The sequence below is a fragment of the Skermanella rosea genome (assembly GCF_016806835.2).
GTDB lineage: Bacteria > Pseudomonadota > Alphaproteobacteria > Azospirillales > Azospirillaceae > Skermanella > Skermanella rosea.
The window spans coordinates 550,001-563,483 of sequence record NZ_CP086111.1 but is presented as its reverse complement, the minus strand read 5'-3'; the positions used below and the strand labels follow the sequence as shown (position 1 = coordinate 563,483).

Below are 13,483 nucleotides of genomic sequence, written 5' to 3'. Positions count from 1 at the left end.
GCCCGGACAACCAAAATCAACAACCACAAGAAGAGTATGAGGAGGCTGACCCCATGAACATGAAGAGCGTCATCCTGGCCGCGACCGCGGCGATCGCCCTGGCTTCCCCGGCCCTGGCCCAGGTCAAGGTCGGGCACTTGGCCGACTACAGCGGCGCCACGTCCGACGTGGGCGTCCCGTTCGGCCAAGGCGTGGCCGATGCGCTGGCCTACATCAACAAGACCGGCGGCGCCGGCGGGACCCAGATGGGCGTCGAGACCTTCGACTACGGCTATCAGGTCCCGCGCGCCATCTCGCAGTACAAGAAATGGTCCGGCCGCGACAAGGTCGTGGCGATCCAGGGCTGGGGCACGGCCGACACCGAGGCGCTGATCACCTTCATCGCCAAGGACGAGATCCCCTACTTCTCCGGCTCCTACGCCGGGCAGCTGACCGACCCGAACGGGTCGGGCGAGAAATCGACCAAGGCGGCGCCGTACAACTTCTTCTACGGCCCGTCCTATTCGGACTCGCTGCGCGCCATGCTGCAATGGGCGGCGGAGGACTGGAAGGCCAAGGGCGGTTCGGGCAAGCCGAAATACGTCCACATGGGCGCCAATCACCCCTACCCCAACGCGCCCAAGGAAGCCGGCGAGGAGTTGGCGAAGGAGCTGGGCTTCGACGTGCTTCCCGCCGTGCAGTTCGCGCTGACGCCGGGCGACTATACCGCCCAGTGCCTGACGCTGAAGGACAGCGGCGCCAACTATGCCTATCTGGGCAATACGGCGGGGTCGAACATCTCGGTGCTGCGGGCCTGCGACACGGTCGGCGCCAAGGTGCAGTTCATGGGCAATGTCTGGGGCATGGACGAGAACGCCATGAAGGCCGCCGGCAAGGCCGCCGACGGCGTGGTCTTCCCGGTCCGCACCGGCGTGGTGTGGGGCGGCGAGGCGCCGGGCATGCAGACGGTCCGGGAAATCTCCAAAATCTCCGACGCGTCGGGCACCGCCTACCGCCCGGTCCACTACATCAGCGGCATCTGCTCCGCCTTCTACATGAAGGAGGCGATGGAGTGGGCCGCCAAGAACGGCGGCATCACCGGCGCCAACATCAAGCAGGGCATGTACCAGAAGAAGGACTGGGTGCCGGCCGGCATGGAAGGGGTCTGCGTCCCCTCGACCTGGACGCCGGACGACCACCGCGGCACCACCACCGTGGCGATCTACCGCGCCAAGGTCGGCGGCGCCACCGAGGCCTCGGTGGACGAACTGGTGAAGGCGGGGACGATCAAGCTGGAGAAGGTCACCAGCGTCGACCTGCCGCGCAAGAAGGAATGGCTGGGCTGGTAAGCGGCATCCGGCACGACCTGCGCCGGGACGGTCCGCCCGTCCCGGCCTCCTTCACTACTGGATTGAGGCCATGACCGCCGTCATCGACGCCAACGCCGCCCCCGCGCCGGCCGCAGCCGCGGGCAAGCCGGCCCTGCTTTCCGTCAACAATATCGAGGTCGTCTACAACGATGTCATCCTGGTCCTGCGCGGCCTGAGCCTCCAGGTGCCGGAAGGCGAGATCGTGGCCCTGCTGGGCGCCAACGGGGCCGGCAAATCGACGACGCTGAAGGCCATCTCCGGCCTGTTGAAGACCGAGGACGGCGCGGTCACGCGGGGCGACATCAGCTTCAGGGGCGAACGGATCAACGGAATCGATCCGGACCAGATCGTCCGCCGCGGCATCTTCCAGGTGATGGAAGGCCGCCGCATCGTCTCCGACATGACCTGCCTGGAAAACCTCCGCCTGGGCGCCTTCACCCGGCGCGACAAAGGGGTCAAGCAGGACATCGAGATGGTCTACGAGTATTTCCCGCGCCTGAAGGAGCGGACGGGCCTCGCGGGCTATCTCTCGGGCGGCGAGCAGCAGATGCTGGCGATCGGCCGCGCGCTGATGGCCAGGCCCAAGCTGATCCTGATGGACGAGCCTTCCATGGGCCTGTCGCCGCTGCTGGTGAAGGAGGTCTTCTCGATCATCCGCCAGATCAACCGCGACCTGGGCGTGACCATCCTGCTGGTCGAGCAGAACGCCCGCATGGCGCTCCAGGCCGCCAGCTACGGCTACATCATGGAGTCCGGCAAGGTCGTGCTCGACGGCACGGCGGAGGAACTGGTCAACAACGAGGACGTAAAGGAATTCTACCTCGGCGGCGGGGGCGAGGAACGGCGCAGCTTCAAGAACCTGAAAAGCTACAAGCGCCGCAAGAGATGGCTGTAGCGTGACGACACGGCACAAGCCCTTGATGACGGCACCCCCACATGCTATACCTCTTTCGATTTTGCGGCCCGCGATTCGCGGGCCGCGACTCTTGATGGAACGACCGACGTGATACCGGACAACCCTACGCTGGAAGAAGCCTTGCGCGACTTCGACGACGGCCTTGAGAATCCGGAACTCAACGCGGTCTGGGACTGGCGTTTGCCCAACGATGCGCCTGCGTTCAGCATCGATGAGTATCGGGAATTCCTTGAGTCGTCATCGACCGAGTATGGCAAGTTGATCCGCACCGCCATCGAACAGATGGGCAAGCGCGGAGCGGCCCGTTGAGCGATGGGGAAGGCATCCTACGCCGGCCCGACGAGGTCATGCGGGACAAGTTCACGGCCATCAAGCTGACCTACGACTTCCTGCGGGAGCAGATCTGGCTTCCCCATGGGCTGACGGGATTGTCGCTTAACCATACGATCCTGATCGATGTCGTCAGGCTCTATTGGGAGGACCTGAGCCGCTTCAAGGAGTTTCACCGGATCAAGCGCGCAGAGGAACCGAAGCAGGCGAGCTTTTCCCTGAAATGGATCATCAAGCTGCGCCCGGTTGTCTTCCTGAGAACGCCGAACAAGGCGGCGCACCGCGATTACCTGCTCCTGAACGAAATGCTGGGGCTGACCGTGGCGCTGCAGGTTCTGAAGATTCCCGGGCCGCGGATCTCACCGGACACTTACGAAGCGACACTGTACACCCTCAGGCACGGCAGCTTCGAGGAGGACCATTTCCTCCTCTGGTGCGACCTGCTGTGGCGGCTGCAAAGCATGAAGGTTCCGCTTCAGAAGCCCCTCTGAACCATTCAGTCGGCGCATCCTTGCTCTTCGCAAAGCTCCTGCCCGGCCAGCCAGCGGCGCTGGAAACTGGCGGCGTCGTCGGGGTGCTGGAACTCCAGGCCGAACTTTCGGCGGCCCAGCCCGTCGGTCGTGTTGAAGCTGAGGAAACGGCCGGTGATGCTCTGCTCGGCCCATTGCAGGATGGCCTTGCGGGTCGGAAGGTCGGGGACTTCCGAAAACTGAACCGTCGTCCAATCTCCCATGGCACCCTCCGGCACGTGACCACAACCTGTTGTAGAACCATACGATCAACCCGGGATCATGGTAAAGAGAAAACAGGTGCGACTTTATGAATAGTATGCGACACCCCGGTAATAGGCAGCGCTCGTAAAGCTTTCATCGAATAAGAGGGCACCCGATGGCCAACAACTTCTATGACGATCTGGAGACCCGCTCGGCCGACGAAAGGGAGGCGTCGCTGCTGGCGGCCTTGCCGGAACAGATCCACCTGGCCCAGCGGCGTGCCCCCGCCTATGGCCGCATCCTGCGCGGCATCGACGCCATGGCGGTGACGACCTGGGAAAGCCTGGCGGCCCTGCCGGTCACCCGCAAGTCGGACCTGACCGACCTTCAGGGGCGGGAGCCGCCGTTCGGCGGGTTCAGCGCGGTAGCGCCGGGCGAACTCGCCCGGATCTTCGCCTCGCCCGGCCCGATCTTCGATCCGGAAGCCCGCCGGACGGATTACTGGCGCTTCGCGCGGGCGCTGTTCGCCACAGGGTTCCGCGCCGGCGACGTGCTGCACAACTGCTTCTCCTATCACTTCACCCCGGCCGGCTCGATGTTCGAGAGTGGCGCCCACGCGCTCGGCTGCGCGGTGTTTCCCGCCGGCACCGGCAATACGGAACTGCAGGTCCAGGCGATCGCCGGCGTCCGGCCTGCGGGCTACGCCGGTACGCCCGACTACCTGAAGGTCATCCTGGAGAAGGCGGACGAGCAGGGCGTCGACCTGTCGTTCCTGCGGCTCGGCCATGTCACCGGCGGCGCCTTCATGCCTGACGTGAAGCGCTTCTACCGGGATCGCGGCCTGGAGGTCTTCCAGAGCTACGGCACCGCCGACCTGGGCCTTGTGGCCTACGAGACCGCCGCCCGCGACGGACTGGTCCTGGACGAGCATGTGATCGTCGAGATCGTGCGCCCCGGCACCGGCGACCCGGTCTCCGAGGGCGAGGTCGGGGAGATCGTCGTGACGGTGCTCAACCGCGACTATCCGCTGGTGCGCTTCGCGACGGGCGACCTGTCCGCCTTCATGCCCGGCACCAGCCCGTGCGGGCGGACGAACCGGCGCATCCGCGGCTGGATGGGCCGCGCCGACCAGACCACCAAGGTCAAGGGCATGTTCGTCCATGCCGGGCAGGTCGCCGAGGTCCTGAAGCGGCACCCGGAATGCCGCCGCGGGCGCCTGGTGGTCGATCGGGCGGAGGGGACCGACATCATGACCTTGAAGGTGGAGGCGCCGTCCGATGCCGACGCCGGCGCGCTGGCGGCCAGCCTCGCGGCCGTGACCAAGCTGAAGGGCGCCGTGGAGATCGTGGCGCCCGGCAGCCTGCCCAACGACGGCAAGATGATCGACGACCTGCGCAAGTACGAGGGGTAGGCCTTTGGGCAGAGCAGGCGCCTTGACCTGAACATGGCGGCATGCGGCGTGTTATTGTAAATCGCGCTTAGAACCCTGTCCGGATGAGCATGTACTCCTCTCACCGTCCTGAAGCTTCCGGTGCCGCCAGCCGGCCTTCCCCTGAACTCGACCGGAACGGAGCCCGTACCCTGGTCGAACGGCTGGCATCCGCAGAGGGCGTCGACCTGACCCCATGCGAACGCGAGCCGATCCACATTCCAGGCGCGATCCAGCCGCACGGTGCCCTGCTGGCGCTGAACCCCGCGGACCTGTCGCTGGCCGTCTACAGCGCCAACGCGCCGGACCTGTTCGGCGTGACGCCGGGCGAGCTGCGCCGCCGGCCGCTGGCGGAACTGGCCGGCGCCGATCTGGTGGACCGGATCCGCGAAGCCCAGGCTGCGGGCGACCTGGACGGAGCGAACCCCCTGCGCCTGGCCGCGACCCTGCCGGCGGGCGGTGCTCCCCTGGACTATGCGGTCCATGCCCACGACGGGTTCGTCATCGTCGAGGCGGAGCCGGCCGGCGATCGCGACGCGGTCCCCGCCATGCTGCCGCGCACCATGGTGCGCCTGCGCGACGTCCGGTCGCTCGCGGAACTGGGCCGGCTGACGGTGACGGCGATCCGCGACCTGACCGGACTGGGGCGGGTGCTGATCTACCGGTTCGACCCGGAATGGAACGGGGAGGCCATCGCCGAGGACAAGGCCGCGGATCTGGAGCACTCCCTGCTGGGCCTGCATTTCCCGGAATCCGACATCCCCCGCCAGGCGCGCGAGCTCTATGCGCGGAACCACAGCCGCTTCGTTCCGGACCGCGACGCCGACCGGGTGCCGCTGCTGTCGGTGGGGTCGCGCGACGGGGCGCAACCGCTGGACCTGACCTTCGCCCGCCTGCGCGCGCTGTCGCCGGTCCACCTGGAGTATCACCGGAACCTGGGCGTCAACGGCTCCATGTCGGTTTCGGTGATGAAGCACGGGCGGCTCTGGGGGCTGGTGATCGGGCACCACCGCGAGCCGCTGCTGATACCGCCGGGCGTCCGGACCGCGGTCACCCTGCTGGTCGACGCCTTCGCCATGCGGCTGACCGAGGTGGAAACGACCGCCGACTGGGACGAACGCCAGGCCCATGTGGAGATCCATGCCCGGCTGTTGGAGCAGATGGCCGGAGCGGACGATTTCACGGCGGCGCTGACCCATGGCCCGGTGACCCTGGCCCGCCTGTTCGACGCGGGCGGCGCCGCAGTGATCCGCGACGGGCAGGTCCAACTCGTCGGCGAAACGCCGCCGCCCGAAACCGTCCTGGAGATGGCCGAGGCGCTGCGCCGGCGATCGGACGCCGGGCACCCGGTCGGGACCGACCATATGGCCGGCATTTCTCCCCGGTTCGCGGAGCATTCGACCATCGCCAGCGGCGCGCTGGCGGTTTTCCTGGGGCCCGACCAGGCGAACGCGCTGATGTGGTTCCGGCCGGAGGTGACCAGGACGATCACCTGGGGCGGCGACCCGAACAAGCCCGTCAGCACGGACTCGGAAAAGACCCGCATCCTGCCGCGCCGCTCCTTCGAGCGCTGGACCGAGCGGATGCGGTGCTATTCCCAGCCATGGCCATCCTGGACGCTGGAGATCGCCCACAGCCTGGGCCATGCGATCGACGAGGTGATCGTCCGCCACCAGCGCAAGCTGGCCGAACTCAGCGCCAAGCTTCGCGAGATCGAGGCCCTGGCGGCCGAGAAGGACGGGCTGCTGGTCCAGAAGGACATGCTGATGCGGGAGGTCAACCACCGCGTCAAGAACAGCCTCCACATGATCGCCAGCCTGCTGTCGCTCCAGGGCGACGGGATCGACGACCCGGATACCCGGCGCCAGTTCGCCGACGCCCACAACCGGGTTTCCACGGTCGCCCAGCTGCACCAGCGGCTCTATCAGACGGACAAGCTGCAAAGCGTCGAGTTCGACCAGTACCTGTACGGGCTGTGCGACGACCTGTCGAACTTCATGCTGTCGGAAGGCGAGGAATATCATCTGGAGGTCAAGGCGGACCCGGCCGAGCTGTCGACCGACCGCGCGATCCCCCTGGCCCTGATCGTGAACGAACTGGTCACCAACGCCTTCAAGTACGCCTATCCGCCCGGAGCGGACGGCACCATCCGGGTTTCCTTCGTCCGGCAGGAGGGGGGCGGATATGTCCTGACCGTGGCCGACCACGGTGTCGGACTGCCCGACGATTTCGAGCCGTTGAACGGTGGCCTGGGAATGACCATAGTCAGTTCACTATCGCTCCAGTTGGCGGCCAAGTTCTCCTACGGTGCGACCGACGAGGCGGGAGGCGCTCGATTTACCGTCTCCCTGCCGCCTACTTGACATGATACGTGAGCGTAACTTGGCAACCACACGCTTCCAGCGGGGGTTCGAACTGATGCAGCCGGCGATCGACTATCGGGTCAGCGGACTGGGCAGCCTGGGCGGCGGCTCCACGCCGCCCGTTGCCGGGCGGAACGACGGCAACCGGAAAGCCGGCACGGGGCTCCAGTTGCTGCTGGTCGAGGACGAGGCGATAACGGCGCTGGCCCTGAAGCGCCTGGTGGCGCGGCTGGGCTATGGCGTGTGCGGCGTGACGGCGACGGCCGAGGACGCCATCCGGCTTGCCGGGGAAGTCCTGCCCGACATGGTCCTGATGGACATCCGGCTGGCCGGAGAGATGGACGGCATCTGGGCGGCGCGGGAGATCAGGACCCGGTTCGGCATCGGATCGATCTTCATGACCGCCAACAACGATCCGGCGACCCGCGCGCGGGCCGAGGGAGCCCTGCCGCTGGGCTTCATGGACAAGCCCTATTCGCCCATGACGGTGAAGACCACGCTGCGCACCGCGGCCGAGCATCTGGGGCCGATGACCCGGAACTGATGCTCCGGTATCGACGGTCGGCGCCGACGAGGGATATCGGGGTCAGGCCACCATTTCCCTTCGACGTCGAAACTCTGGAGAGCTTGCGGGAAATGGTGGCCTGACCCCGATATCCCGCCCCCGGCCGATCAACGTCCGAAACTCCGCGACTTCCGGCGCTTCAGGATGTGGGGAACAGGTTCCGCAGTCCCTCGCGTGATGCCGGGCAGACGCCGCGTTCGGTGATCAGCCCGGTGACGAGCCGCGCCGGGGTGACGTCGAAGGCGTAGTTGGCGACGGGGCTGCCTTCCGGCGTGACGGTGACCGTCTCGATCCGTCCGTCCGCCGTGCGGCCGGTCAGGGCCGAGACTTCGGACCCTTCCCGTTGCTCGATCGGGATCTCCCTGACGCCGTCCTCGATGGTCCAGTCTATGGTCGGGGACGGCAGCGCCACGTAGAACGGCACGCCGTTGTCATGCGCCGCGAGGGCCTTCAGGTAGGTCCCGATCTTGTTGCAGACGTCGCCGCTCGCGGTGGTCCGGTCGGTTCCGGTGATGCACAGATCGACCATGCCGTGCTGCATCAGGTGTCCGCCGACATTGTCGACCACCACCGTGTGCGGCACGCCGTGATGATTCAATTCCCAGGCGGTGAGGCTGGCGCCCTGGTTGCGCGGCCGGGTCTCGTCGACCCAGACATGCAGGCGGATGCCTTCCTCGAACGCCTTGTAGATGGGAGACAGCGCCGTGCCCCAGTCCACCGTGGCGAGCCATCCGGCGTTGCAGTGGGTCAGGACGTTGACCACCCTGCCCCCGGCCTTCTCCGACGCTTGCCGGATCAGGTCGGCGCCGTGGGTGCCGATCGATTCGTTGAACGCCACATCCTCGTCGCACAGCGCCTCGGCCTCCGCGTAGGCGGCCGCGGCACGGTCGGCGGGAGCCAGTTCGGCCAGGCGCCTTCGCATCCGCTCCAGCGCCCAGCGCAGGTTGACGGCGGTGGGGCGGGTCGCCAGCAGGCGGTCGGATGCCTGCGACAAGGACTGGTCGTCCGGCGCCTCGCGGGCCGCCAGAGCCATGCCGTAGGCCGCGGTCGCCCCGATCAGCGGCGCGCCGCGCACCAGCATCGCGCGGATCGCGTGCGCCGCCTCCTCGACCGTCGTCAGGCGGGCGATCGCGAAATCATGGGGGAGGCGCGTCTGGTCGATGATCTCCACCGACCAGCCGTCGTCGGCGAGCCAGATCGTCCGGTATGGTCTGCCGTCGATTTTCATGTGCGTCCCCTCCCCCGTGACTTCACGCCATTCCGACCAGAGGTCAGGCGTCGATCAACCCGCGGTCCCGGGCCAGCAGCATGATGCCCACGTCCCGCCAGCACCCGACAAGCTCGGTCTTGCCGTTGGTGCCGCTGCCCGGGGTGCGGCGGACATCGTAGCCGCGCTCCAGGCAGAATTCGACGACCTTTTCGCGGCCGACCTGACTGTCGAAATCGTCGGCCGCTTCTTCCCAGGCGTCGCTGGCGCAGTCCGGACAGGCCGAGAAGAGGCCTTTCAGGACCCGCTCCAGCCGCTCCTCGTAGGCCGCGCTGAACCGGTCCAGACCGGGCTCTTCAAGCTCCTGGGTATGTTCCGCAACCCGTATGACCTGCATTCGTTCTTTCCTCGTGCCATCAACAAAGCTCGGATCACCGGCAAGAACGGGGCGGGGTCGGATTTGTTTCCTCAGACTTTGTGCGGCTGGGCCGAACGCAGTTCATGATAGCGCCTGATGAAGGCGGCCATGGCATCGTCGGGACCGAGGGGCACGATGGGATCGGGGGCCGGGGCGGGAAGGTCCCGCCAGTTGACCCGATGGGGAGCGCAGAGGTCGCGCAGCTCGGTCGCCAGGCTGCGCTGGTCGGCGAGCTTCACCGCGTCGTGCTGGGGATGGCTGAAGCCGAAGCGGGCGGCGAGCGCCGCCTTCAGTGGCTCGATGGCGGCCTTGATGGCGTCTCGGCCGATCCGGACCTTCCACGGCGTCGGCCAGTCGCCGGTGAACGCCTCCTCGCTGTCGTGCATCAGGGCCTCGTACTCGAACCCTTGGGGCGCCAGCTCGCTCGCCAGGACGCAGTGCTGGGCGACGCTGTAGAAGGCCCGGGTATTGCCGACGAACCGGCACTGGTAGGCCAGCGGCCGGGCGATGTCCTCGATCTCGAAACGGCTGAAATCCGGTTTCTCGAGATCCAGGGTGCGGCCTGAATATGTGAGCATCACCGCCGTGGCTTCGGGAATGTCGAGCAGGTCGAGCTGGTCGGGATCGGATGAGCGTCTCGGACGGCGCGTCGTCATGACATGAACCTTCAACGGATGAATGCCCCAGGCTAGCCGTTCGGGGTTTCCAGGCCAACGGTGGATGGGAGCCATTCCGAACCGTGAAGCCTGGGCCGAAAACGGAATATTTGTGAAAAATGCCCTCGTGGTTCCGACAGTCGGCGTGACAGCAGGCTCCCGGACACCAAAAGGATAATTTTCTGGTTTCCGGTGAATAGCCACTCACGGCAAGTCTATATAAATCGATATATTAACATATGAGCCCAGTTTGTCACACGAGGACTGCTCCAATATTCTCTTCGATCTGCGCGAGTCATGATAGTCTGGCGCCGCCTCCCGGATACGGCCGCGTATACCGGGCCGCCAATGCCCAAGAAACGTAGATAATCAACCGGCTAAGGAGTGAGGAGATGGCTGCGGATAAGGAAAGCGCTGCGACCGTCGCAGAGGCCGAAGAGACAAGGATGATCGAGGCATCGAGGGACACGCTCCGATCCATGAGGGATGCGGGGAAGGAAGCGGGTGACAAGTCGATGGACTCGGCGATCCAACTGGTCGAGGAATCGACCGCCCGGATCGGCAGGATGCTCGATTTTTCACTGCGGGTGTCCGAGGAAGCCACGAAGCACGCCACCTTCAACATGGACGTGCTGATGAGATGCGGGACCATCATGACGGAGGGGTGGCAAGCCATCCTGCACGAATGGATCAACACGACGCGCGAGACCGCCCAGAAGAACATGAGCGACCTCCAGGAGCTGATGAACTGCCGGTCGGTCGATGCGCTTCTGTCATGCCAGAGCAGCATCCTCCGGAACCGGATCGAAACCCTGCATGACAGCAATGTCCGGATCTCGGAAGTGTCCACGCAGGTCGCGAGCGACACGGCGAAACGGATCAGCGAGCTGACGAGCAGCATCGGCAACGGCCTGTCCGTGATGGACGAAGCCGGCCGGAACCTGCGCAAGGCCGGCGAGGAAATGGCCCGGATCGACCAAAGCGCGGATTGACCCGGCAACCCCAATCCTCGAACGACATCAGCGCCGCCCGGGTAACCGGGCGGCGCTGAGCGTATCCGCATGGGAGAATTCGTGACGGTTCGTTTGCCTTGAAGCGCACGGGCGATTGGTGGACCTGGCGGCGACCTACTCTCCCACGTCTTGAGACGCAGTACCATTGGCGCGGAGGGTTTTCACGGCCGAGTTCGGGATGGGATCGGGTGCGGGCCCCTCGCTATGACCACCAGGTCGACCAAGCGCCCGGGTGCTTCGAGGTGTGAGGATGTGATGCGTCTTCGACGGATGCTTGTCGTGCTGGCTTTCTGCTGCGCGGGACGCGCCCGCGTTGGGATCAAGCCGATCGAGCGATTAGTAAGGCTTAGCTTCACGCGTTGCCGCGCTTCCACACGCCTCCTATCGACGGGATGGTCTATCCCGGCTCTAAGGGGAGTGCTTGTTTTGAGGGGGGTTTCCCGCTTAGATGCTTTCAGCGGTTATCCCGTCCGCACTTAGCTACCCGGCGATGCGGCTGGCGCCACAACCGGTACACCAGAGGTGCGTCCATCCCGGTCCTCTCGTACTAGGGACAGCGCCTCTCAGCACTCCGACACCCACGGCAGATAGGGACCGAACTGTCTCACGACGTTCTAAACCCAGCTCACGTACCACTTTAATCGGCGAACAGCCGAACCCTTGGGACCTGCTCCAGCCCCAGGATGTGATGAGCCGACATCGAGGTGCCAAACCTCCCCGTCGATGTGGACTCTTGGGGGAGATCAGCCTGTTATCCCCGGCGTACCTTTTATCCGTTGAGCGATGGCCCTTCCACGCGGGACCACCGGATCACTATGGCCGACTTTCGTCTCTGCTCGACTTGTCGGTCTCGCAGTCAGGCTGGCTTATGCCATTGCACTCGTCGAGCGATTTCCGACCGCTCTGAGCCAACCTTCGCGCGCCTCCGTTACTCTTTGGGAGGCGACCGCCCCAGTCAAACTCCCCGCCATGCAGGGTCCCGGCTCCCGGTTCAGGGAGCGCGGTTAGATGCCAGAGATCCCAAGGGTGGTATTTCAAGGATGGCTCCGCGCAAGCTGGCGCCTGCGTTTCATAGCCTCCCACCTATCCTACACATGGGAACCCTGGCACCACTGCAAAGCTGGAGTAAAGGTGCACGGGGTCTTTCCGTCTGACCGCGGGTACTCCGCATCTTCACGGAGAATTCAATTTCGCTGAGTTGGTGTTGGAGACAGCGGGGAAGTCGTTACGCCATTCGTGCAGGTCGGAACTTACCCGACAAGGAATTTCGCTACCTTAGGACCGTTATAGTTACGGCCGCCGTTTACCGGGGCTTCAGTTCGGAGCTTGCACCCCTCCCTTTAACCTTCCGGCACCGGGCAGGCGTCAGACCCTATACGTCGTCATGCCAGACTTCGCAGAGCCCTGTGTTTTTAGTAAACAGTCGCCACCCCCTGGTCTGTGCCCCCCGCCCCTGCTTGCGCAGGAACGGGGCCCTCTTCTCCCGAAGTTACGAGGGCAATTTGCCGAGTTCCTTCAACACCATTCTCTCAAGCGCCTGGGTATGCTCTACCTGTCCACCTGTGTCGGTTTCGGGTACGGTCTGTATGGCAGGGCTGTTTCCAGGAACCCCTCCAGCGCACGGCCAATCCGATAAGGCCGCACGCACTTCGGGATTCGTCACCTCTGCCAGGCCCTGGAATATTAACCAGGTTCCCATCGACTACGCCTTTCGGCCTCGCCTTAGGGGCCGGCTCACCCTGCGCGGATTAACCGTGCGCAGGAACCCTTGGACTTCCGGCGAGAGTGTTTCTCACACTCTTTGTCGCTACTCATGTCAGCATTCTCACTTGCCATACCTCCAGGTGACCTCACGGGCACCCTTCATCGGCCTAGGCAACGCTCCGCTACCGCGCACTTGCGTGCACCCGCAGCTTCGGTGGGTGGCTTGAGCCCCGGTACATTTTCGGCGCAGGCCGGCTTGTCTAGACCAGTGAGCTATTACGCTTTCTTTAAAGGATGGCTGCTTCTAAGCCAACCTCCTGGTTGTCATGGCCTTCCCACATCCTTTCCCACTTAGCCACCACTTGGGGACCTTAGCTGGCGGTCTGGGCTGTTTCCCTCTTGACGATCGACCTTAGCACCGACCGTCTGTCTGCCGGACTGTGCTCCACGGTATTCGGAGTTTGGTTAGGTTTGGTAAGCGGTGAGGCCCCCTAGCCCATCCAGTGCTCTACCCCCGTGGGCAACCATCCGACGCGCTACCTAAATAGCTTTCGCGGAGAACCAGCTATTTCCTGATTTGATTGGCCTTTCACCCCTAGCCACAGGTCATCTCCGACTTTTTCAACAGGCGTGAGTTCGGTCCTCCAGTGCGTGTTACCGCACCTTCAACCTGCCCATGGCTAGATCATCAGGTTTCGGGTCTAGAGCATGCAACTCAAGCGCCCTGTTCAGACTCGCTTTCGCTGCGCCTCCACCTACCGTCTTAAGCTCGCTGCATACTCTAAGTCGCTGACCCATTATACAAAAGGTACGCCGTCAC

Annotated in this window: 12 protein-coding genes and 2 rRNA genes (1 of these 14 only partly in view); 8 read left to right on the top strand and 6 right to left on the bottom strand. The window is 64.8% G+C overall.

The window, feature by feature from the left end; all coding sequences use genetic code 11:
• Positions 1-59: 59 nt before the first annotated feature.
• From JL101_RS02670 to JL101_RS02655, 4 genes are all read left to right on the top strand, one after another.
• Positions 60-1,328: an ABC transporter substrate-binding protein gene (locus JL101_RS02670; protein ID WP_407697429.1), complete on the top strand. Its 1,269-nt coding sequence runs from the start codon at positions 60-62 to the stop codon at positions 1,326-1,328.
• Positions 1,329-1,398: 70 nt separating this feature from the next.
• Positions 1,399-2,244: an ABC transporter ATP-binding protein gene (locus JL101_RS02665; RefSeq protein ID WP_407697381.1), complete on the top strand. Its 846-nt coding sequence runs from the start codon at positions 1,399-1,401 to the stop codon at positions 2,242-2,244.
• Between the two features lie 108 nt (positions 2,245-2,352).
• Positions 2,353-2,574, top strand: coding sequence for a hypothetical protein (locus tag JL101_RS02660; protein WP_203100353.1), 222 nt, complete (start codon positions 2,353-2,355; stop codon positions 2,572-2,574).
• Positions 2,571-3,086 carry a hypothetical protein gene (locus JL101_RS02655; protein WP_203100355.1) on the top strand — a complete coding sequence of 172 codons (516 nt, stop codon included), beginning with the start codon at positions 2,571-2,573 and terminating at the stop codon, positions 3,084-3,086. The genes JL101_RS02660 and JL101_RS02655 overlap by 4 nt, the downstream gene beginning before the upstream one ends.
• A gap of 5 nt (positions 3,087-3,091) precedes the next feature.
• Here JL101_RS02655 and JL101_RS02650 read toward each other — a convergent pair whose 3' ends face one another.
• Positions 3,092-3,328 (bottom strand): hypothetical protein, encoded by a 237-nt coding sequence (locus JL101_RS02650; RefSeq protein ID WP_203100357.1) that lies wholly within the window; start codon positions 3,326-3,328, stop codon positions 3,092-3,094.
• 155 nt (positions 3,329-3,483) lie between these two features.
• Here JL101_RS02650 and JL101_RS02645 point away from each other — a divergent pair, with 155 nt between their 5' ends.
• From JL101_RS02645 to JL101_RS02635, 3 genes are all read left to right on the top strand, one after another.
• Positions 3,484-4,719, top strand: a complete 1,236-nt coding sequence (locus JL101_RS02645) for a phenylacetate--CoA ligase family protein (protein ID WP_203100359.1) — start codon at positions 3,484-3,486, stop codon at positions 4,717-4,719.
• 89 nt (positions 4,720-4,808) lie between these two features.
• Positions 4,809-7,100 (top strand): histidine kinase dimerization/phosphoacceptor domain -containing protein, encoded by a 2,292-nt coding sequence (locus JL101_RS02640; protein ID WP_203100361.1) that lies wholly within the window; start codon positions 4,809-4,811, stop codon positions 7,098-7,100.
• Between the two features lie 19 nt (positions 7,101-7,119).
• Positions 7,120-7,644 carry a response regulator gene (locus JL101_RS02635; RefSeq protein WP_202682777.1) on the top strand — a complete coding sequence of 175 codons (525 nt, stop codon included), beginning with the start codon at positions 7,120-7,122 and terminating at the stop codon, positions 7,642-7,644.
• Positions 7,645-7,804: 160 nt separating this feature from the next.
• Here JL101_RS02635 and mtnA read toward each other — a convergent pair whose 3' ends face one another.
• The 3 genes from mtnA to JL101_RS02620 form a co-directional block, all read right to left on the bottom strand.
• Positions 7,805-8,893 (bottom strand): S-methyl-5-thioribose-1-phosphate isomerase, encoded by a 1,089-nt coding sequence (gene mtnA, locus JL101_RS02630; RefSeq protein WP_203100363.1) that lies wholly within the window; start codon positions 8,891-8,893, stop codon positions 7,805-7,807.
• A gap of 43 nt (positions 8,894-8,936) precedes the next feature.
• Complete coding sequence (locus JL101_RS02625; RefSeq protein WP_203100365.1) at positions 8,937-9,269, bottom strand: hypothetical protein; 333 nt, start codon at positions 9,267-9,269, stop codon at positions 8,937-8,939.
• Between the two features lie 71 nt (positions 9,270-9,340).
• The gene (locus tag JL101_RS02620; RefSeq protein WP_203100367.1) at positions 9,341-9,946 is read right to left on the bottom strand and encodes a transcriptional regulator; all 606 of its coding nucleotides are present in this window, start codon (positions 9,944-9,946) and stop codon (positions 9,341-9,343) included.
• Between the two features lie 515 nt (positions 9,947-10,461).
• Here JL101_RS02620 and JL101_RS02615 point away from each other — a divergent pair.
• Complete coding sequence (locus JL101_RS02615; protein WP_203100369.1) at positions 10,462-10,938, top strand: phasin family protein; 477 nt, start codon at positions 10,462-10,464, stop codon at positions 10,936-10,938.
• Between the two features lie 122 nt (positions 10,939-11,060).
• On the opposite strand, the gene rrf is transcribed toward JL101_RS02615, so the two are convergent.
• A 5S ribosomal RNA gene (rrf, locus tag JL101_RS02610) occupies positions 11,061-11,175 on the bottom strand.
• A gap of 99 nt (positions 11,176-11,274) precedes the next feature.
• Positions 11,275-13,483 (bottom strand): 23S ribosomal RNA (locus tag JL101_RS02605); it runs 535 nt beyond the window's last position.

Bases quoted from the DNA above. Each gene is read 5' to 3' on its own strand.
- mtnA (WP_203100363.1), bottom strand. From the start codon at position 8,893: ATGAAAATCGACGGCAGACCATACCGGACGATCTGGCTCGCCGACGAC.
- JL101_RS02615 (WP_203100369.1), top strand. From the start codon at position 10,462: ATGGACTCGGCGATCCAACTGGTCGAGGAATCGACCGCCCGGATCGGC.
- JL101_RS02650 (WP_203100357.1), bottom strand. From the start codon at position 3,328: ATGGGAGATTGGACGACGGTTCAGTTTTCGGAAGTCCCCGACCTTCCG.
- JL101_RS02645 (WP_203100359.1), top strand. From the start codon at position 3,484: ATGGCCAACAACTTCTATGACGATCTGGAGACCCGCTCGGCCGACGAA.
- JL101_RS02670 (WP_407697429.1), top strand. From the start codon at position 60: ATGAAGAGCGTCATCCTGGCCGCGACCGCGGCGATCGCCCTGGCTTCC.
- JL101_RS02640 (WP_203100361.1), top strand. From the start codon at position 4,809: ATGTACTCCTCTCACCGTCCTGAAGCTTCCGGTGCCGCCAGCCGGCCT.
- JL101_RS02620 (WP_203100367.1), bottom strand. From the start codon at position 9,946: ATGACGACGCGCCGTCCGAGACGCTCATCCGATCCCGACCAGCTCGAC.
- JL101_RS02665 (WP_407697381.1), top strand. From the start codon at position 1,399: ATGACCGCCGTCATCGACGCCAACGCCGCCCCCGCGCCGGCCGCAGCC.
- JL101_RS02625 (WP_203100365.1), bottom strand. From the start codon at position 9,269: ATGCAGGTCATACGGGTTGCGGAACATACCCAGGAGCTTGAAGAGCCC.